The sequence below is a fragment of the Kribbella sp. NPDC104740 genome (genome assembly GCF_055583505.1).
On the sequence record NZ_JBVJNV010000009.1, the window covers coordinates 254232 to 273865 of the forward strand.

Annotated in this window: 19 protein-coding genes; 12 read left to right on the top strand and 7 right to left on the bottom strand. The window is 70.1% G+C overall.

The features are described 5' to 3' along the window. Positions 1-87: 87 nt before the first annotated feature. Positions 88-1611, bottom strand: coding sequence for an amidohydrolase family protein (locus ACZ6Z4_RS35305; RefSeq protein ID WP_465575229.1), 1524 nt, complete (start codon positions 1609-1611; stop codon positions 88-90). 100 nt (positions 1612-1711) lie between these two features. Between ACZ6Z4_RS35305 and miaB the strand changes: the two genes are divergently transcribed. Together miaB and ACZ6Z4_RS35315 are read left to right on the top strand one after the other, a co-directional pair. Beyond that, entirely contained in the window at positions 1712-3187 is a 1476-nt protein-coding gene (gene miaB / locus ACZ6Z4_RS35310; protein WP_465575233.1) for a tRNA (N6-isopentenyl adenosine(37)-C2)-methylthiotransferase MiaB, read from the top strand. An 81-nt stretch (positions 3188-3268) separates the two neighbouring features. Then, on the top strand, positions 3269-3928 hold the full coding sequence (locus ACZ6Z4_RS35315) for a phosphotransferase (RefSeq protein ID WP_465575238.1): 660 nt from the start codon (positions 3269-3271) through the stop codon (positions 3926-3928). 84 nt (positions 3929-4012) lie between these two features. Here ACZ6Z4_RS35315 and ACZ6Z4_RS35320 read toward each other — a convergent pair whose 3' ends face one another. The 4 genes from ACZ6Z4_RS35320 to ACZ6Z4_RS35335 all read right to left on the bottom strand — a co-directional run bounded on the left by ACZ6Z4_RS35320 (position 4013) and on the right by ACZ6Z4_RS35335 (position 6963). After that, the gene (locus ACZ6Z4_RS35320; protein WP_465575241.1) at positions 4013-5821 is read right to left on the bottom strand and encodes a LamG-like jellyroll fold domain-containing protein; all 1809 of its coding nucleotides are present in this window, start codon (positions 5819-5821) and stop codon (positions 4013-4015) included. 65 nt (positions 5822-5886) lie between these two features. Continuing rightward, positions 5887-6342, bottom strand: a complete 456-nt coding sequence (locus ACZ6Z4_RS35325; protein WP_465575245.1) for an NUDIX hydrolase — start codon at positions 6340-6342, stop codon at positions 5887-5889. Positions 6343-6425: 83 nt separating this feature from the next. After that, positions 6426-6668, bottom strand: a complete 243-nt coding sequence (locus tag ACZ6Z4_RS35330) for an antitoxin (RefSeq protein WP_363677322.1) — start codon at positions 6666-6668, stop codon at positions 6426-6428. A gap of 88 nt (positions 6669-6756) precedes the next feature. Next, positions 6757-6963 carry a hypothetical protein gene (locus tag ACZ6Z4_RS35335; protein WP_465575250.1) on the bottom strand — a complete coding sequence of 69 codons (207 nt, stop codon included), beginning with the start codon at positions 6961-6963 and terminating at the stop codon, positions 6757-6759. A gap of 139 nt (positions 6964-7102) precedes the next feature. Between ACZ6Z4_RS35335 and miaA the strand changes: the two genes are divergently transcribed. The 4 genes from miaA to ggt all read left to right on the top strand — a co-directional run bounded on the left by miaA (position 7103) and on the right by ggt (position 11382). Then, the gene (gene miaA / locus ACZ6Z4_RS35340; RefSeq protein WP_465575253.1) at positions 7103-8065 is read left to right on the top strand and encodes a tRNA (adenosine(37)-N6)-dimethylallyltransferase MiaA; all 963 of its coding nucleotides are present in this window, start codon (positions 7103-7105) and stop codon (positions 8063-8065) included. A 164-nt stretch (positions 8066-8229) separates the two neighbouring features. Next, complete coding sequence (locus ACZ6Z4_RS35345) at positions 8230-8751, top strand: SigE family RNA polymerase sigma factor (protein ID WP_465575256.1); 522 nt, start codon at positions 8230-8232, stop codon at positions 8749-8751. A 1-nt stretch (position 8752) separates the two neighbouring features. Beyond that, entirely contained in the window at positions 8753-9451 is a 699-nt protein-coding gene (locus tag ACZ6Z4_RS35350) for a hypothetical protein (protein WP_465575259.1), read from the top strand. 80 nt (positions 9452-9531) lie between these two features. Beyond that, entirely contained in the window at positions 9532-11382 is a 1851-nt protein-coding gene (gene ggt, locus ACZ6Z4_RS35355) for a gamma-glutamyltransferase (protein WP_465575262.1), read from the top strand. Here the strand turns inward: ggt and ACZ6Z4_RS35360 are convergent. Beyond that, a complete protein-coding gene (locus tag ACZ6Z4_RS35360) occupies positions 11379-11630 on the bottom strand; it encodes a hypothetical protein (RefSeq protein ID WP_465575266.1) in 252 nt (83 codons plus the stop codon). The two genes, ggt and ACZ6Z4_RS35360, sit on opposite strands and share 4 nt — an antisense overlap. 75 nt (positions 11631-11705) lie before the next feature. On the opposite strand from ACZ6Z4_RS35360, the gene ACZ6Z4_RS35365 reads away from it, so the two are divergent. The 4 genes from ACZ6Z4_RS35365 to hflX all read left to right on the top strand — a co-directional run bounded on the left by ACZ6Z4_RS35365 (position 11706) and on the right by hflX (position 15165). Beyond that, positions 11706-12215 carry a SigE family RNA polymerase sigma factor gene (locus tag ACZ6Z4_RS35365; protein WP_465575269.1) on the top strand — a complete coding sequence of 170 codons (510 nt, stop codon included), beginning with the start codon at positions 11706-11708 and terminating at the stop codon, positions 12213-12215. Then, entirely contained in the window at positions 12212-12742 is a 531-nt protein-coding gene (locus ACZ6Z4_RS35370) for a hypothetical protein (RefSeq protein ID WP_465575272.1), read from the top strand. The genes ACZ6Z4_RS35365 and ACZ6Z4_RS35370 overlap by 4 nt, the downstream gene beginning before the upstream one ends. A 9-nt stretch (positions 12743-12751) precedes the next feature. Next, positions 12752-13591 (top strand): diaminopimelate epimerase, encoded by an 840-nt coding sequence (dapF, locus tag ACZ6Z4_RS35375; protein ID WP_465575277.1) that lies wholly within the window; start codon positions 12752-12754, stop codon positions 13589-13591. An 83-nt stretch (positions 13592-13674) separates the two neighbouring features. Continuing rightward, complete coding sequence (gene hflX, locus ACZ6Z4_RS35380) at positions 13675-15165, top strand: GTPase HflX (RefSeq protein ID WP_465575280.1); 1491 nt, start codon at positions 13675-13677, stop codon at positions 15163-15165. A 60-nt stretch (positions 15166-15225) separates the two neighbouring features. Here the strand turns inward: hflX and ACZ6Z4_RS35385 are convergent, their stop codons facing one another. Next, positions 15226-17601 carry an immune inhibitor A domain-containing protein gene (locus tag ACZ6Z4_RS35385; RefSeq protein ID WP_465575284.1) on the bottom strand — a complete coding sequence of 792 codons (2376 nt, stop codon included), beginning with the start codon at positions 17599-17601 and terminating at the stop codon, positions 15226-15228. Between the two features lie 248 nt (positions 17602-17849). Here ACZ6Z4_RS35385 and macS point away from each other — a divergent pair, with 248 nt between their 5' ends. Both macS and ACZ6Z4_RS35395 read left to right on the top strand, forming a co-directional pair. Next, entirely contained in the window at positions 17850-18962 is a 1113-nt protein-coding gene (macS, locus tag ACZ6Z4_RS35390; RefSeq protein ID WP_465575288.1) for a MacS family sensor histidine kinase, read from the top strand. Further along, positions 18959-19594: a response regulator transcription factor gene (locus ACZ6Z4_RS35395; RefSeq protein ID WP_363677309.1), complete on the top strand. Its 636-nt coding sequence runs from the start codon at positions 18959-18961 to the stop codon at positions 19592-19594. The genes macS and ACZ6Z4_RS35395 overlap by 4 nt, the downstream gene beginning before the upstream one ends. The last annotated feature ends 40 nt before the right edge of the window (positions 19595-19634 follow it).

Below are 19634 nucleotides of genomic sequence, written 5' to 3' on the forward strand. Positions count from 1 at the left end.
TTGCCTCGCACGGCCACGGGATTCCGCGGAGGTAACGATCTGCGACGGCTGCTACCAGAAGTGAGAGCGGAACTACCAATTGTAGTTTCAGGCACCGCAACAGCCTCCGGCCGCCAGCGCCGGGCCCGCGGGCGGTCGCGCGACGGCGGCCTCGACATCGGCGAGCATTCGCCGCCGGGCCTGCGGCGAGATCACCCGGCCGCGCGTGATCACGGTGTGGATCCGCCGCGTGTTGCGGATGTCGGCGAGCGGATCGGCGTCCAGTACGACGAGGTCGGCGATCTTGCGTGGCGCGACCGAGCCGAGGTCGTCGCTCATCCCGAGGAACCGGGCCGGCTCGACGGTCGCGGCGTGCAGCGCCTGGCGTGGGGTGGCTCCGGCGCCGACCAGCAGCTCCAGCTCGTGGTGCAGCGCGAAGCCGGGCACCATCCACGGCGTACCGGTGTCGGTTCCGGCCAGGATCGGTACGTCGCGGTCGAGCAGCTCGCGGACGAAGCGCTGGCGGTAGGCCCACATCTGGCGCTGCCGGGCGACCTCCTCGGGCGGGCGGTTCGCGGAGTACAGGTTGGCCAGGACGTACTCGTAGGTGCCGATCGAGTCGGCGCTCAGGTACTTGCTGGTCGCCGGGTCGAGGCCGGTGTGGTCGGGCATGTCGAGCACGTTGTGCATGGTCAGGGTCGGCGTGACGCGGGTCTTGTTGCGGCGCAGCAGTCCGAACACGTCGTCGGCGCGGGCGCTGCTGAACGAGTTCGCGGCGATCCACTCGATCGGGTGCACCTGCCGGAACCAGCTGTTGTAGTCGCCGGTCTCGATCGTGATCGCGCGCTGCATCCGGCGTACTTCGGCCTCCCGGCTCGACACCGACAGCGCGAGCGCGTGGATGTGCTCGATGCTGCGCTGGCCGCGGGTGCTGACCTCCTGCACCGAGACCTGGTCGGGCCCGTGCCCGTGCACGGTCAGGCCCTGCCGGCGCGCCTCGTCGAGGATCGCCCGGTACGCCGTGGGCCCGAGTCGCGAGTAGACCTTCACGAAGTCCGCGCCCTCGGCCTTCACCTGCCGTACGGCGGCCCGCGCGGACGCCTCGTCGTTCACCACCAGGACGTGCAGCAGGTTCGGGTCCCACAGCGTCGGGTCGCCGTCGATGATCTGGCTGGCCACGACCATCCGCGGGCCGAGCAGCGTGCCGGCGTCGATCCGGTCGCGCCAGTCGTACAGCATCGGGTCCGGCGCGGCCATCTCGCGGATCGTGGTCAGGCCGTTGGCCAGGTAGAGCGGCGGCGAGACGTGCTCGTCGCCGAGGCTGTGCACGTGCATGTCGGCCAGGCCCGGGATGACGAACTTCCCGGTCAGGTCGAGCTCGGTCGCGCCGCGCGGGACGGGCAGGTTGCGGCCGACCGCGATGATCCGGTCGCCGCTGATCAGGACGGTCTGGCGCTTGGCACGGTGTCCGGTGGCGACGTCGATCACCGTGACGCCGGTGAGCGCGGTGATCCGGTTGGTCCCCACCGTCGCCAGCGCGGCGACGGGGGAGGAGGCGAAGGTGCCGCCCGCGACGACAGCGGCACCGGCGACGGCGGAACGGGCGAGGAACTGACGGCGAGAACTGTTCATGGCTTCAACTGTGGCGTCGCGGCCGGTTCCGGTCAGGGGTGCGAAGGGCCCGACCCAGGTAGGGAAAACTCCACCTCGCGACGTACTCTTGGTGGCTGTTATGCGTACTTACGAGGTCCGCACCTACGGGTGCCAGATGAACGTCCACGACTCCGAGCGCCTGCGCGGGCTGCTGGAGGACGCGGGCTACGTCCGTGCGCCCGAGGGCGACCAGGCCGACGTCGTCGTCTTCAACACCTGCGCGGTCCGCGAGAACGCCGACAACAAGCTGTACGGCAACCTCGGCCACCTGGCGCCGGTGAAGGCCAAGAAGCCGGGCATGCAGATCGCCGTCGGTGGCTGCCTGGCGCAGAAGGACAAGGCGACCATCACCAAGAAGGCGCCCTGGGTCGACGTCGTGTTCGGCACCCACAACATCGGCTCGCTGCCGGTGCTGCTGGAGCGGGCCCGGATCGCCGAGGAGTCCCAGGTCGAGATCCTGGAGTCGCTCGACGTCTTCCCGTCGACGCTGCCGACGCGGCGCGAGTCGCCGTACTCGGCCTGGGTGTCGGTGAGTGTCGGCTGCAACAACACCTGCACGTTCTGCATCGTGCCGGCGCTGCGCGGGCGCGAGAAGGACCGCCGTCCCGGTGACGTGCTGGCCGAGGTCGAGGCGCTGGTCGCCGAGGGCGTGCTCGAGGTGACGCTGCTCGGCCAGAACGTCAACTCGTACGGCGTGGAGTTCGGCGACCGGTACGCGTTCTCGAAGCTGCTCCGGGCCTGCGGTGCGATCGACGGGCTGGAGCGGGTCCGCTTCACCTCGCCGCACCCGCGCGACTTCACCGCCGACGTGATCGAGGCGATGGCCGAGACGCCGAACGTGATGCACTCGCTGCACATGCCGCTGCAGTCGGGATCGGACCAGATCCTGAAGACGATGCGGCGTTCGTACCGGCGCGACCGGTACCTGAAAATCATCGAAGACGTCCGGGCGGCGATGCCGGACGCGGCGATCACCACCGACATCATCGTCGGCTTCCCCGGTGAGACCGAGGAGGACTTCCAGGGCACGCTCGACGTGGTCCGGCAGGCCCGCTTCGCCGGCGCGTTCACCTTCCAGTACTCCAAGCGTCCCGGGACGCCGGCGGAGTCGATGGAGGACCAGGTCCCGCGCGAGGTCGTCCAGGAGCGCTACGAGCGGCTGGTCGCCCTGCAGGACGAGATGGCCTGGTCGGAGAACAAGGCGCTGGTCGGGAAGTCGCTGGAGGTCCTGGTCGCAGAGGGCGAGGGCCGCAAGGACGCCACCACGCACCGCTTGTCCGGGCGCGCCCGCGACAACCGCCTGGTCCACTTCGCGCTCCCCGAGGGCGTCGAGGCGCCGCGACCGGGTGACATGGCAACGGTCGAGGTCACCTACGGCGCCCCGCATCACCTGGTCGCCGACGTCTTCGGTTCTGTACGCCGTACGCGGGCTGGTGACGCCTGGGAACGCCTCCAGGACGCTCCGGCCGCGACCCCCGGCGTGATGCTCGGCCTGCCGACCATCGGCAAACCGGCCCCGCTGGAGCCGGTGACCGGCGGCTGCCAGGTGGGCTGACGCCCGCCGTGCGCCGCCGGGCTTGCCCGGTCGGCTCCGGGGCGACCCGCTCCTCCCACCCCACCCAGTCACGGAGGGCTGATGCTTCCGGCCGATGCCGAGCCGTTCGCGTCCGGGCGTGACGCCGACGTCTACTTTCTAGACGACCTGTGGGTGCTCCGCCGATACCGCGACGGCCACCCGGTCCGCGACGAGGCCGACTTCATGCGCTGGGTGGGCCAGCACGGCTATCCCGTTCCGGCGGTCGCCCGGGTCGACGGGGCCGACATGGTGATCGAGCGGCTCGACGGCCCGACGCTGGCTGACGCCGCGCGGGCCGGGCAGCTGGATCCGGTCGAGCTGGGGGAGCTGCACGCCGACCTGCATCGGCGGCTGCAGGCGATCCCCGCGCCGAGCGGGACGGCCGGGCAGGTGGTGATGCACGGCGATCTGCATCCGGAGAACGTGATGCTGACCGCCGACGGCCCGGTGGTGATCGACTGGCGCAACGCGACCGAAGGACCGGCGGAGTTCGACGTGGCGATGACGGCGATCATCTTCGCCCAGGTCGCGCTCGATCCGGCATACGCCGAGCTCTCGCCGTTGCTGCGGGAGGCGCTGAGCAGCTACCTGGCGAGCTCGATCGACCCGCGACCGCAGCTGCCGGCCGCACTCGCGTCCCGCGGTCGGAACCGGACGCTGACCGGGGACGAGCTGGCCCTGCTGCCTGACCAGGACCAGCTCATCCGCTCGATGCTCTAACCGCGCACCCCTCCGCCCGCAACTTTGGGCACCGGCCAGCCAATTTTCCGCCGCAAACGTGGCTGAGCGGTGCTCAAAGTGGGATCAGGCGCTGAGGAAGTCGCGGGGAAGTAGCGGGCGGTCGACGATGCGGAGCTCGCCGAGGTGGCCGGCGAAGGCCTGCTCGATCGTGTTGGCGTAGTGGTTGGCGCCGACCAGCCACGGGCGGTTGGCGGTGGCGAGGCCGTTCGAGCGGGTCGACGGGTTGCGCAGCAGCTCGGACGAGTCGACGTACAGGGTGGTGTGGCGGCCGTCGTTGACCACCGCGAGGTGGAACCACTCCCCGGCGCGCTGCTCGTGGCCCCAGTTGGTGAAGGTGTCGTTCCGGTCGAGCGGGTAGACCGCCCACTGGGCCTGGCGGCCGCCGGAGAACGCGAGGTTGACGACCGGCTCGGACGGGTCGCTGCCGGTCTTGCCCGCGTCCGCGCCGGTGCCCATCCGGCTGAGCAGGCCCATCCAGGAGTGGTCGGCGCCGTCGTCGGTGAGCTTCACGAACGCCTCGATCGTGTAGCCGTCGCGGAAGGTGAGCTTGTTCAGCGGTGCGTCGGCCGCGGTGGTCAGGTAGCCGCCGCGGGCCGGTTTCTTGCCGCCGGCAAACACCCAGCTGGCGTGCCCGGGCTGCTCGGGGTGGAACTCGGTCGAGGCGCTCAACCCGCCACCGCCCTGCAGGTACGCCGTCGTCAGGTGGTTCCCACGCCCCGAGTGGTCGACGACCCGCGACGCGACCGGCCCGTCGAAGCGCCAGTACGCGACCGTCCCCGGGATCACCAGCTTCGCCGCCGGCCGCGCCGGCCGCACCGGCACCGGCGCGAACCCGGCGAAGCGCTGGTCGAAGTCGATCGGCACGCTGAACCGGTTGGTGTCGTCGGTGAGCTCGATCTCGCCCTCGGCGAGCAGGCTCCGCCGGGCCGGGTTCTGGCCGAGGATCCACGGCGAGATCGTCTCGACGTCGATCACGTTCCGGGCCAGGTCGAAGTGGTACAGCCGGATCATGCCGCTGCCGCCGTAGTACCGGTCCTGGTAGTTGGTGATGTGAAGGTGCACGTCGTGGCCGGCGGCGTTCTGCTTCACCACCCGGCCGGACGGCCAGTAGTGGCCGTTCAGGGTGAGGAAGATCTGGTCGTTGCCGTCGACAAGCTGTTCCCAGACCCGGCTGCCGTGGTCGGACAGGTGCGCGACCGGGTCGCCCGCGTCGGCGTACACGAGGTCGTGGGTGGTCAGGATGACGGGCAGCCGCGGGTGCGCCGCGATCACCTGACGGGCCCAGGCGAAGCCGGCGTCGGACGGGCGCCAGTCCATCGCGAGCAGCAGCCACTGCCGGCCGGCCGCGCGGAACACGTGGTACGAGTTGTAGCCGTCGGGCGTCGAGCCGCCGTACGTGCTCATCCGGCGGAAGCGTTGCGGCCCGAAGACGTGCAGGTACGGCGAATCGCCGCGCTGGTCGTCCTTCGAGGCGTCGATGTCGTGGTTGCCGGCCAGCACGCTGTACGGCACCCGGGCGCGGTCGAGCAGGCCGAAGACCGGGTCGGCCTGGGCGAACTCCGAGGCCTGCGCGTTCTCGACCACGTCGCCGAGGTGCGCGGTGAACACGAGGTTCTCGGCGCCCCGGTTGTCGATCAGGTACTCGAAGCTCGCGGCCAGCGGTGCGCTGTCGCCCCGGTCGAGATCGAACAGGTACTGCGTGTCCGGTACGACGGCCAGCGTGAACCGCAGGTCCTCGGTGTCGGGCTTGCCGCCGCTGGTGCTCGCGGCCGCGGGAGCTGCCGAAGCCGCCCCGGGAATCACCGCGGCGCCGGCGCCGAGCGCCCCCGCCTGCAGCAGCCGCCGCCGGGTTGTGCCGTCCTGCTGTTCCATCGAAGCCTCCACGAACGTCGCTGACAACGCAGGAACTGTAGAGGTGGCTCGGTGAACAGCAGGCGTCAGTCGGTGAAGCCCTGGGCGATCACCGGAGGGAGATTGCCCTTGCGGACACCCGCCAGCACCCGCGCCTCGTGCGGCACGACCGGATCGGGCAGCTGGTCGAGCGGGTACCACGCGAGCCCGTCGGCCTTGCCGGGCTCCATCGAGCGCGGTTCGCCGGTCCAGCGCGTGGTGGTGAAGAAGAAGTCGACCCGCTCGTCGATCCACTCGCCGTTGCCGCCGGTGCGGTGCATCGCGGTCAGCGGGACGAGGTCCTCGGGCGCGATCTGGACCCCGACCTCCTCCAGCACCTCACGCCGCGCCGCCGCGAGCACGGACTCACCCTGCTCGACGTGCCCGGCGGGGACGGCCCAGAACCCGTCCATGTAGCCGGTGTTGGCCCGCAGCAACATCAGCACCTCGTCGCCCCGCCGCAGGACCACGTACGCCGCCGGCACCACCCTGAATCGCTCCACGCCGGAAACCCTAGACGCCGCTGGGGACAGGCAAACGAAAGGGCCGCGGGAGACCCCGCGGCCCTTCGTCGTACGCCGGAGAATCAGGCCGGGTTCGGCTTGTTCTCGATGTCGTCGTCCTGCCCGTCCAGACCGTCGAGACGGTCCTTGGCGACGTCGACGCCCTGGTCGATCTTGTCGCCGTACTTGCCACCGGTCTTCTCGTCAACGAAGTCGCCGGCCTTGTCGAGTCCGTCGCCCACCTTGTCGCCGTGCTGGTCGACCAGGTCGGTGGCCTTGTCCTTGAGGTCCTCGGCCTTGCCCTTGAACTTGTCGAAGATGCCCATCTTGGGGTTCCCGTTCTTGCGTAGTGAACTGCTTACAGACAGCTAGCGGGATCTTCGCACCTGAACGGCCCCAGATGTGGGAGGTTGTTCAGTTTCCCCCGCCGCTTTCGACGTCGCCACCACTCTCGACGTCCCCACCGCTGTCCACGTCCCCGCCGGACTCGCCCTTGCCACCCTTCCCGCCGCGCTCGACGTCACCGCCGCTCTTCAGCTCCACGTCGCCCCCGCTCAGCTGCGGGCCCTTCTCGACGGCGTCCTTGGCGGCAGCGGTCTCTTCCTCGAACTGACTGGTCACTGCGGGTCCTCCCCGGGTCGTGGTGATTGCTCTCCGTTCCTACCGCCCGGAGGAGTTCTCCACAAGCCCCCACCCGTCCCTCTTGTCCCAACGTTCACGCCTCCGCTACAGCGGGCGCCGGGACTGTCACACTGGACCGATGCCCGCACCACTCGTCGTCGCCGTCGTCGGTCCCACCGCGGCCGGCAAGTCCGACCTGTCCGTTGCTCTGTGCAAGCACCTGGGCGGCGAGGTGGTGAACGCCGACGCCTACCAGGTCTACCGCGGGATGGACATCGGTACGGCGAAGGTCACCGCGGCCGAGCGGGCCGGCGTACCGCACCACCTGCTCGACATCCTCGACATCACCCAGACCGCGACGGTCGCGGAGTTCCAGCAGCTCGCGCGGGCGGCGATCGACGACTGTCTGCGCCGTCAGGTGCTGCCGGTGCTGGCCGGCGGTTCGGCGCTGTACGTCCGGGCGATCCTCGACGTGTTCGAGTTCCCCGGGACGGACCCGGAGGTGCGCGACCGGCTGGAGCAGGAGCTCGCCGAGCACGGCTCCGGCGTACTGCACCAGCGGTTGGCCGAGCTCGACCCAGCCGCGGCCGGGCAGATCCTGCCCAGCAACGGCCGCCGGATCGTGCGCGCCCTGGAGGTCATCCACATCACCGGCAAGCCGTACGCCGCGACGCTGCCCGAGCACACCTCCATCTACCCGGGCGCTGTTCAGCTCGGGCTCGACGTACCGCGCCCGGTCCTCGACGAGCGGATCGGCCGCCGTGTGGACCGGATGTTCGAGCAGGGCTTCGTCGACGAGGTCCGCGGGCTGCTCGACCACGGCCTGCTCGACGGCCGGACGGCGAACCGCGCCCTCGGCTACCCGCAGGTCGTTGCCCTGCTCCGCGGCGAGATCTCCGAGGCCGAGGCCCGCGAGCAGACCGCGCAGCAGACTCGCCGGTTCGCGCGCCGCCAGGACTCCTGGTTCCGCAAGGACCCCCGGATCACTTGGTTGCCGTACGACGCACCCGACCTGGTCGATCGGGCAATTCAGGTCCTCGAAGGCAACCAAAAGGGCAGCGCGGACGTAGGGACAGTGGAAGAGGGCGTACGGCATGTCTGATCACTACATGCGTGCTGCGCGTCACCCGGCACGGCACCTCGCCGCACTGGAGCAAAGGCCACGATGGAAGAGCATCGAGGCCTTCACTCCAGCACGGCGAGCTACCGCACCGGGCAACTGCTCGCGACTGCATGTAGTGATCAGACATGCCGTGGGGGCTGTCGATGCGAGGGGGTGACCGTGAGGCCGAGTTCCGCGAGTACGTGCTCGCGGACCGCACCAGACTGCTGAGAACGGCGATGCTGCTCACCGCGGGGGACGTGCACACCGCCGAGGACCTGGTCCAGACCGCCTGCACCCGGGTCTACGTGCACTGGCACCGGATCCGGCACGAAGGTGCCGGGCCGTACGCGCACCGGATCCTGGTGAACGCCTTCCTCGACGAGCGGCGCCGCGCCGGCCGCCACCCCGAGCTGGTGACGGCGGACCCGCTGGAACCGCGGGAGCCCGACGTCACCGACCATGCCGACCTGATGGCGGTCCGGAGCGCCCTGCTGGACCTGGCACCGCGGCAGCGCGCGGTCCTGGTGCTGCGCTACTTCCAGGACCTCGACGTGGCCACCTGCGCACGGATCCTGGACTGCACCGAGGGCACCGTGAAGAGCCAGACCGCGAAAGCACTGAAAAGACTGAAGGACCTGATGGCCGACGACCAGGCCTCGGGCCCTGCGACCGGGAGTAGTTGACGTGGACGACGTGAAGAGGCTGCTGGAGCAGTTCGCCGACCGAGCGGTCGACGGCCTGCCACCGGCGGACGTGGACGCGGACGTACGCCGCGGGCGCCGGGCGCTGTTCCGGATCCGGGCGCGCCGCCGGGCGACCGGTGTCCTGTGCGTGGCGGCGGCGACCACCGCCGTCCTGGCCGTCGGCCACCAGGTGAAGTGGTGGGGCGGTGGCGAGGCGGAGGTCGCCACCGACGCGACGGCCCCGGCGCAGACCCAGCCGCAGCAGCCGGCGACCGCCGGCTCGGCGGCGCCCTCGGCCGCGGACAGCGACGAGACGATGTCGACGTACTCCGCGGCCGCCGTCGAGCTGGTCGGCAACGCCAAGCCCTGGAACGCGATCGGCTGCAAGCTGACCCCGGCGGGCTGGACGGCCGCGCCGCAGGCCGCGGCCAAGCGCGTCGTGCTGACGCCGCCGAGCGCGCGGACCGCCGACACGGCGATGCAGCTGGAGCTGTTCGCGGCGGCCGAGCCGCAGCCGCTGAGCGGGATCCGTGCGGTCGAGACCGGCGGCAAGGTCTTCCACGTCGGCAGCACCGGCGGCCGCGAGGTCGGTCAGGTCCGGCTCGGTCAGAGCTGGCTGGTCGCCAAGCTGCCGATCGAGCACCAGGACTGGAACGACGACCTGGTCCGCCGTTTCCTGGACTCCTGCACGGTTTCCTGACGCGCCAGAACTGGCGCGGCACTCTCCGTTCGGGTAGGCAGGGCCTGTCCCTGTACGCCGAACCCCTGCGGAGGACCCCGGTGACACCGAAGAAACTGGCCGCGTCGCTGACCGCGGGAGCGCTCGTCCTGACCGGCCTCACCGCCGGCGGCGTCCCCGCCCAGGCGAGCCCCACCGCCCAGAACCAGCACCACGCGCCGAAGCCACCCGTGAAGAACGCGACCGCGATCGGCTTCGGCGGCGCCGTCGCCTCGGTCGACCCTGAGGCCACCAACGTCGGCATCGGCGTCCTGCGCCGCGGCGGCAACGCCGTCGACGCGGCCGTCGCGACCGCCGCCGCGCTCGGCGTCACCGAGCCGTACTCGGCCGGCATCGGTGGTGGCGGCTACTTCGTCTACTACAGCGCCAAGCAGCGCAAGGTGTTCACGATCGACGGCCGCGAGACCGCGCCCGCGGCGATGCCCGGCGACGCGTTCGTCGACAAGGCCACCGGCCAGGCCTACCCCTTCGCCGAGCTCGTCACCGCCGGCGTCTCGGTCGGCGTACCGGGAACGCTGGCGACCTGGGACTCGGCGCTGAAGTCGTGGGGCTCGCTGTCGCTGAAGAAGGCGATCAAGCCGGCCACCGAGCTCGCCGACCGTGGCTTCGTCGTCGACGCGACGTTCCGCAGCCAGACGCTGGACAACAAGGCGCGCTTCGCGCAGGTCACGCCGACCGCCAAGCTGTTCCTGCCCGGCGGCGACGCCCCGCAGGTCGGTTCGGTGTTCCGCAACCGGGAGCTGGCCAGGACGTACGACCTGATCGGACGGGAGGGCCCGTCGGCGTTCTACCGCGGCCCGCTCGCGGCCGAGATCTCGAAGGTGGTGAAGACGCCGCCGAAAGCTGCCGGGGCGACGCTGCCGATGTTCCCGGGGCACCTGACCACCGCCGACCTCGCGAAGTACAAGGTGCTCGAGCAGGACCCGACGAAGGTCAGCTACGACGGGCTCGACGTGTACGGCATGGCGCCGTCCTCGTCCGGCGGTACGACGGTCGGCGAGGCGCTGAACATCCTGGCCCCGAAGAAGCTGTCCAGGCTGTCGACACCGGACGCCCTGCACAACTACCTCGAGGCGTCGGCGCTGTCGTTCGCCGACCGCGGCGCGTACGTCGGGGACCCGAAGTTCGTCGACGTCCCGACCAAGCAGCTGCTCTCGAAGGGCTTCGGCGCCGAGCGCTCCTGCCAGATCGACCCGAAGAAAGCGGCCGTGAAACCGGTCAAGCCGGGATCGCCGGACGGCTCGTACGCCGCGTGCGCGCCCGGTGTCAGCAAGGCCGAGCACCCCGACACCGAGGGCCTGTCGACCACGCACCTGGTCGCTTCCGACAAGTGGGGCAATGTCGTCTCGTACACGCTGACCATCGAGCAGACCGGTGGCTCGGGCATCACCGTTCCCGGCCGCGGCTTCCTGCTCAACAACGAGCTGACCGACTTCAGCGCCGTCCCGGACCCGGCCGACCCGAACCGGATCGAGCCGAACAAGCGGCCGCGCTCGTCGATGTCGCCGACCATCGTGCTCAAGCACGGCAAGCCGTTCCTGGCGCTCGGTTCGCCGGGTGGTTCGACGATCATCACCACGGTCCTGCAGACGCTGACCAACCGGCTCGATCGCGGCATGACGCTGCCGGAGGCGGTCGCCGCACCGCGGGCCTCGCAGCGCAACACCGCGAACGTGACCGCGGAGCCGGCGTTCATCGACGCCTACGAGGACCAGCTCACGCCGTACGGGCACAAGCTGGTACTGGCCGGTGACGCGCTCACCTCGGCCGCCGAGATCGGCGCGGTCGCGGCACTGGAGTTCCTCCCCGGCGGTGGCTACCTGGCCGCGGCCGAACCGAAACGCCGCGGCGGCGGATCAGCCGCGACGGTTCACCAACTCTGGCCCCGTTAACCCTTCTTCAACCGCTTCGGTGCCGTAGGCAACGGCGGTGGCTCCGGAGCCGGCTGCTCGTCGGCCGGCTCCAGCCAGCCGTCGTGCGCCTCGACCAGCTCGGTGTCTGCGTCGGCCGGCAGCAGCACGACCCACGGGTGGTCCTCGTCGTCGTCCTCGCCGTGGAACCGCTCCCGCCGCACCTCGCCGCCGAGTTGCCCGGCGACGGCCTCGGCGTCGTCCCGCTCCCAGAAGTACGCGATCTGCACGCACCGAAATCTACGCGCAACCGATCCGTCGCCCGGCCTGTAGTTCAGGGTGAGATCACGACGGAGTGGAGTTCGATGAACCGGGACGACGAGTACGCGGACTACCTGCGCGGCCACTACGGCCGGATGCTGCGGACCGCGCGGCTGCTGGCCGGGGGAGACGTGCACTGGGCCGAGGACCTGGTCCAGACCGCGTGCACCAAGCTCTACGTGCACTGGGGCAAGGTCCGGCAGGAGGACGGCGCGGCGTCGTACGCCGACCGGATCCTGATCAACGTCTTCGTCGACGAACGGCGCCGGTTCTGGCGACGCCGGGAGACCTCGGTGGAGGAGTTCCTGGACGCCGTACCGGCTTCCGGGCCGGATCCCGCGGTGCGGCTCACCCTGCTCGACGCGCTCGGACGGCTGCCCCGACGGCAACGGGCGGTCGTCATCCTGCGCTACTTCCGGGACCTGGACGTGGCGACCGTCGCCCTGCTGATGGACTGCAGCGAGGGCACGGTCAAGAGCCAGACCGCCCGGGCGCTCGGCAAGCTCCGCGATCTCATCGACGAACCGCTGGACGAACTGGAGCGTGTGCGATGACCGATCTGAAGACGTTGCTCGACGAAGCCGCCGGACCTGAGCAGTCGCCGACCGAGGAGCAGCTGGCCGGGGCGATCGCCCGCGGACGGCGGAGCCGGCGCCGGCGCGGCGCGACCCTGGTGGCGGCGACGGCCACGCTGGCTGTCGGCGCCGGCGGCTGGATCCTGGCGCTGCCACCGGCCGGCGACGCCCAGGTGGCCACCACCGGCTCGGGACCGGGCGCAGGGCCGACGACCTGTGCTCAGGTCGTCCTGGAGTACAGCATCGAACGAACCGTGCTCGAGCCAGGTCCGGGCACGATCAACGCGGACGTGCGCAAGTTCCGGCTGGGACAGTTTCCCCGGCAGACCGAGCCGGTGACGAACGACGACGATCCGCTCCCCTCGCTGACGGTCGGATGGCCGTTGTCGGCCGCGATGGAGTTCCAGCCGGGCGCCACCATCGACGTACCGCCGCCGGCCGGCAAGGGCTGGCCGCACGCGATCTGGATCGAGTTCATCAAGACCTGCTACGAGCCCACTGAGTAAGCTCTGCGCATGAGCACTTTTCCCTGGCTGAAGGGTCACGGCACCGAGAACGACTTCGTGCTGCTGCCGGACCCGGACGGCTCGGTGCACGGCGACCTGGAGCCGGAGCTGGTCCGGTTCCTCTGCGACCGGTACGCCGGGATCGGCGCCGACGGCGTCTTGCGGGTGATCGAGGGCTCGAAGCAGTCGTACGTCGAGGACGGCGGCGAGTGGTTCATGGACTACCGCAACGCCGACGGCTCGACCGCGGAGATGTGCGGCAACGGGATCCGCGTCTTCGTCCGGTACCTGGTCGACGAGGGTCTGACGGCGGGCAAGCCGGTCCGGATCGGGACCCGGGCCGGCGTCAAGGAGGTCGTCGTCCACGACGACGGCACGATCACCGCCGACATGGGGGAGCCGGTCGTCGGACCGGCCGGCGTCGTCGTCGAGGCGAACGGGCACCAGTGGCCGGCCGTCGCCGTCGACATGGGCAACCCGCACGCGGTCGCCTTCGTCGACGACCTGCGCGAGCCGGGGCACCTGGTCGACCAGCCCGCCTGGTCGCCGGAAGAGGCTTTCCCGGCCGGTGTGAACGTCGAGTTCGTGGTCCGCCAGGGCCCGTACGACGTGCAGATGCGCGTCCACGAGCGTGGGGCGGGGGAGACCCGCTCCTGCGGGACCGGGACCTGCGCGGTCACCGTGGCCGCCACGCTGGCGGCAAGGCAGCAGCGGCCGGTCACGTACCGGGTCGGCGTACCGGGTGGTGAGGTGGCGGTGACGTGGCGTGCCGACAACCACCTGGAGCTGCGCGGGCCGGCCGTCGTGCACGCGCGTGGTGAGTTCGACCGGGGCTGGCTTCCTGCCTGAACGGGAATTCACCGGGTGACGGGGTCGTTGAGAGTAGTAATCGGGTCGCCCGTACGGGTGAGCCGTGCCACGATGGAAGGTATATGACGACCCATTCGAACGCATACGAAGAGATCAACGACGTCGACCTCGACCTGAGCCAGGACGACGTGCTCGACGACGAGGAGACTTCGTCGACGGGTTACGACGACGAGGGCCCGGGCCTGGACGGCCTGGAGCTCGAGGAACGCCACTCGCTGCGGCGCGTGGTCGGGATGTCGACCGAGCTGACCGACATCAGCGAGGTCGAGTACCGCAAGCTGCTGCTGGAGCGCGTCCTGCTGGTCGGGGTGTGGACCGAGGGCAGCGCCGAGGACGCCGACAACTCGCTGGCCGAGCTGAAGCTGCTCGCCGAGACCGCCGGTTCCGAGGTGCTGGACGGCGTGATCCAGCGCCGCAAGAAGCCCGACCCGGCGACGTTCATCGGCTCCGGCAAGGTGGCCGACCTGCGCAACCTGGTCGCCGCGCTCGGCGCCGACACGGTGATCGCCGACGGTGAGCTGGCTCCTGCGCAGCTGCGCAACCTGGAGGACCGGCTCAAGGTCAAGGTGGTCGACCGGACCGCGCTGATCCTGGACATCTTCGCGCAGCACGCGAAGAGCAAGGAAGGCAAGGCCCAGGTCGAGCTGGCCCAGCTGCAGTACATGAAGCAGCGCTTGCGTGGTTGGGGTGGAAACCTGTCCCGCCAGGCCGGTGGCCGCGTCGGTGCGGCCGGTGGCGGTATCGGTGGTCGTGGTCCGGGTGAGACCAAGATCGAGACCGACCGGCGCCGGATCAACACCAAGATCTCCAAGCTCCGCCGCGAGCTGAAGGAGATGAAGGGCACCCGCTCGACGATGCGTCAGGAGCGCCGCCGGCACTCGGTGCCGTCGGTGGCGATCGCCGGCTACACCAACGCCGGCAAGTCCTCGCTGCTGAACGCGATCACCGGCGCCGGTGTCCTGGTCGAGAACGCGCTGTTCGCGACCCTGGACCCGACCACCCGGCGGACGACGACGTCCGACGGCCGGGTCTACACGTTCACCGACACCGTCGGGTTCGTCCGGCACCTGCCGCACGACATCGTCGAGGCGTTCCGCTCGACGCTGGAGGAGGTCGCCGACGCCGACCTGCTGCTGCACGTGGTCGACGGGTCGCACCCCGACCCGGTGGCCCAGATCCAGGCCGTCCGCGAGGTGCTCGCGGAGATCGGGGCGGTCGACGTCCCGGAGATCATCGTGATCAACAAGGGCGACCTGGCCGACCCGCTGACGCTGGCCCCGATCCTGCACCGCGAGACCGGTGCGATCGTGGTCTCGGCCCGGACCGGTGAGGGCATCGACAAGCTGAAGGCGCTGGTCGAGGCGTCGCTGCCGCAGCCGCACATCACCGTCGACGCGCTGCTCCCGTACGACCGGGGCGACCTGGTCTCCCGGGTGCACTCCGAGGGAGCTGTCGACACCCTCGAGCACACCGGCGACGGGACCAGGCTGACCGCGCGGGTGCACCCGCAGCTCGCGGGCGAGCTGGCGCCGTACCAGGTCGCGTCGATCTAGCACTGCCGCAAACGAAAGGGCCCCCGGGTTTCCCCGGGGGCCCTTCGTGGTCTCAGCGCATCAGTTGCGCGCCGACACCTTGACCTTCATCGTCGTCCCGGTCCGCGACACCACGGTGATGTTCACCTTGTTGTTCGGCACCTTGACACTGTTCTGCGGCTGCGCCGCGTCCCAGTAGGACTTGCTGTCGTTGAACGTCTTCACGCCGTCCTGGCCGCGGATGTAGCTCGGCGAGCCGTTCACGTGCAGCGAGAACGAGTCCGCCTTCTCCAGCCCGAACGGAGCGTCGTAGCCGCTGATCCGCGGACGCCACACCTGACCGTCGAGACGGTTGATCGGAGCCGGGTGCGAGTCGATCGGCAGGATCAGACCCTCGCCCGGGTGCTGGTTGGTGTTGTTGTCGCCCTGCGAGGCGTCCCAGTACGAGATCAGCAGGCCGTCCTGGTACGGGAAGTGCTCCACCTTGTCGGGCAGCGCGGCACCGAACCCGAAGTTGTACGGGCCGGTCTTGAGGTGCGCGTCGTACGACACGTAGTTCAGGTGCGACGCCAGGTAGTAGTTGTCGTACTGCGTGGTGATCGTCGAACCGACCGAGCTGAAGCCGTTCAGCGTCCAGCCCTCCGGCGAGGCCTCGGCACCCGAGTCGAGCACCGTGGTGGCGCCGTTGGTCACCTTGATCTCGTCGGCGAAGAAGCCGTAGCCACCGGTGTTGGCGTCGGTGGTGTAGCGGAACTGCAGGCCGACCGTCTTACCGGCGTAGGCCGACAGGTCGAAGGTGGCCGGAACCCAGCCGCCGCTCTCGCCGTCGATGCCGTTGCCCTCGGCCGCCTTGGTGATGTTGCCGGCGATCGGCTTGTAGCCGGTGCCGTCGTTGACCTCGACGTAGGCGTAGTCGCACGCCGTGGTGTCGCAGTCCTCGATCTGCCAGTTCGCCTTGAAGGTCAGCGAGGTGCTGCCGGCCGGGATCGCGACCTGGCGGTTCATGGTGTGGGTGAACTCGTCGCCCTCACCGCTCCACCACGACTTGCTGCCCGCCGTCGGCGGCTGCAGCGGCGTGGTGACCGACTTCTTCGGCAGCGTGACGACCAGGCCCTGGGCCTTGGCCGAGTTGTACTCGTGCGGGCCGAGGTCGACGGTCTTGTTCTGGCCGGCCTTCACGATCTCGTAGTCCAGCCAGCCCAGCTGCAGCTTCTCCCAGGCGCCGAAGTCGGCCGCCTGCTCGCCGATGCCGCCGTCGCTCGGCTTGCCGACCCGGCTCTGCGCCATGATCGACCACCAGTTGACGCCGTTCTCGACCGCCGCACCGGAGGTGTCGTACAGGTCCGGCAGACCGAGGTCGTGGCCGTACTCGTGGGCGAAGACGCTGATCCCGCCGTTCTCCGGCTGGATCGTGTAGTCGCCGACCCACAGGCCGGTGTCGCCGACCTGCGCGCCGCCGGCCGGGTTGTTGGCCGGGCCGCCGTTGACGCCGACGTACCAGCGGTGCGACCAGATCGCGTCCTCACCCTGGTGCGGGTCACCGTCGGCCTGGTCGCCGCCGGAGTGGACGATCTGGAAGTGGTCGATGTAGCCGTCGGGCTCGTTGAAGTTGCCGTCACCGTCGAAGTCGTAACGGTCCCACTGGTCGAACGTCGCCAGGTCGGCCTTGATCTGGGCCGTGGTCCGGCCGGCCGCCTTCTGGTCGACGACCCACTGGTTGACGGCGTCCTGGACCAGCGCCCAGGTGTTGTTGCAGACGTTGCCGGTGCACGGGAAGCCGTTCGAGCGGCCGTAGCGCGCCTCGTTGTACTTCACCTTGACCCAGTCGGTGACCGTGCCGGACACCGAGTAGCGGCCCGAGGACTGCTTCTCGTAGTACTTCTTCACCGAGTTGCCGGAGCCGAAGTACATGTCCTGGAAGTGCTTGCGGTTGTAGTCGGGCTGCCAGACGGTCGAGTTGTCGACCGCGCGGTCCGGCTCCGGGATCGCGTTGTGCAGCGGGCCCTCGAACGTCGTCGGACCGGGCACGTTCGGTGCGGTGTCCTGGTCGGGGTAGCTCGGGTGCCGCTCGTTGCCGAACTCGGCGAGCACGACGAAGATCCGGTCGGTCTTCTCCCGGCCCAGCTCGACGTACTGGTCGACCTTGGCCTTGGAGCCCTTGGCCCGCTGACCCTCGATGCCCTTCGCGGCGGCGGTCTTCTGGCCCAGCTTGACGACGGTGCTGCCACCGCGCTTCTCGGTCTTGGCAGAGCCGTTCAGCACCTTGGTCAGTGCTTCCTGGCGCAGCTCGCGGCGCTTGTCCTCGAGCGGGCTGGGCAGTTCGTCGGACGTCGCCTGCTCGTTGGCGGTGACGGCCGGGCCCTCCTGGGGCGATGCGGCGGTCCCGGACTGAGCGAAGCTCAGCCCGATCGTCGCCGCCAGGGCCAGGCTGAACAGCCCGGCAGATACTTTGCGCACGATTCCCCTCCTGCGTGTGAAAGGTCCGCTACGCGTGGTTTGTGACTTGACGCAGCGTGACCACGTGCTCCCCCGAGCGTGGAACTTCTGCGCGAGAGTACGGGGAAAACGGGCGATGCTGAAGTGGTTCTGATCAAATTTCCGGATTAGTGCGGGGAATCCTGCACCTGGGCACCGGGTAATACCACTCAGATCACTGGAGTACGACGACGCAGCGTCGCGGCCCGGTGCCTTGGCAGACTGTGACGGTGAACTCCGACCGGGCCGACCTGCTGCAGCCACTGTGGCGGGCCTTGGTGGTGTTCCGGGTGATCACCTTCGGCTTCGCCTGCTTCGGCGTCTGGGTGCGCTGGACGGGCATCGCACGGCCGTCGGGAGCGCTGCTGCAGCTGGCGGTGATGGGCGTGTGGACGGCGATCGTCTGCGTGGGCTACAGCCGGTTCCGGACCACCCGGCTGGCGGTCGTCGACCTGGTGGTCACGATCGGCTGCATGTACGCGACGTTGCTCGCGCAACCATTGCTCGACATCCGCGCGGGAGCGTCGGTGCTGACCTCGGTCTGGGCCGCCGGCCCGGTGCTCGCGCTGGCGATCGCGCGCGGTCGCGACGGGGGACTGGTCGGCGCGGTCACGGTGAGTCTCGCTCTGCTTTCGCTGCGTGGTGTGGAGAACGTGTCGAAGATCCTCGCCAACGTGCAGCTCTTGCTGGTCGCCGGCCTGGTCGTCGGGTACGCCGCGACGACGATGCGGCGCGCGAACATCCGGTTGCGCGAGGCAATCGCCGCCGAGAGCGCGGCGGCGGAGCGCCTGCGGCTCAGCCGGTCGATCCACGACGGCGTCCTGCAGGTGCTCGCCCAGGTCCAGCGGCGCGGTACGGCGATCGGCGGCGAGGCCGTCGAGCTGGCGGCGCTGGCGGCCGAGCAGGAGGTCGCGCTGCGCTCGCTGATGGCGTCCCGGCCGGCGCCGGCCGGGACGGGCCAGATCGACCTGTGCGGCGCGTTGTTGCCGCTGGCCACGACGCGCGTCGACGTCGTCGTACCGGCCGGGCCGGTGGTGCTGCCGGTCGGGGTGGTCGGTGAACTGGTTGCCGCGGTCAAGGAGGCGCTGAGCAACGTCGTGAAGCATGCTGGTCCTGATGCGCGGTCGTGGGTCGTCGTCGAGGATCTCGGCAGCGAGGTGATGGTGTCGGTGCGCGACGACGGCGCGGGGACCACACCGGACCGGCTCGAGGCGGCGCACGGTGACGGGCGCCTCGGGGTGAGTCAGTCGATCCGTGGCCGGATCACCGACTTGGGCGGCAGCGTCTTCGTCCGGACAGCGCCGGGCGAAGGAACCGAGTGGGAGATGACGGTGTCGAGATGACCCGAGTGATGATCGTTGACGACCACCCGATGTGGCGTGAAGGTGTTGCGCGCGACCTGGGGACCCGTGGGTACGACGTGTGCGCGACCGCGTCCGACGTCGCGTCGGCGGTGAAGATCGCGCTGGCGACCCGGCCGGACGTGGTGGTGATGGACCTGCAGCTCGGCGACGGGTCGGGGGTGGACGCGACCCGGGAGATCACGCAGGCGCTGCCGGACACGCGGGTGCTGGTGCTGTCGGCGAGCGCGGAGCAGAGCGACGTACTGGCTGCTGTGAAGAACGGCGCCTCGGGGTACCTGGTGAAGTCGGCGTCGCTGGAGGAGTTCGACGACGCCGTACGGCGTACTGCTGAGGGGGACGCGGTCTTCTCGGCCGGGCTGGCCGGGCTGCTGCTGGGGGAGTACCGGCGGCTCGGGGCCGGGCCGGAGGTGCCGCAGCTGACCGAGCGGGAGACCGAGGTGCTGCGGCTGGTCGCCCGGGGGCTCACCGCGAAGCAGATCGCGTTGCGGCTGGTGCTGTCGCACCGGACGGTGGAGAACCACGTGCAGAACACGCTGCGCAAGCTGCAGCTGCACAACCGGGCGGAGCTGGTCCGGTACGCGATCGAGAACGGTCTGGACGCTCCCGAGTGACAGCTGCGCCGCCGTACCGGCTGTGGTGGCAGCACGGTAC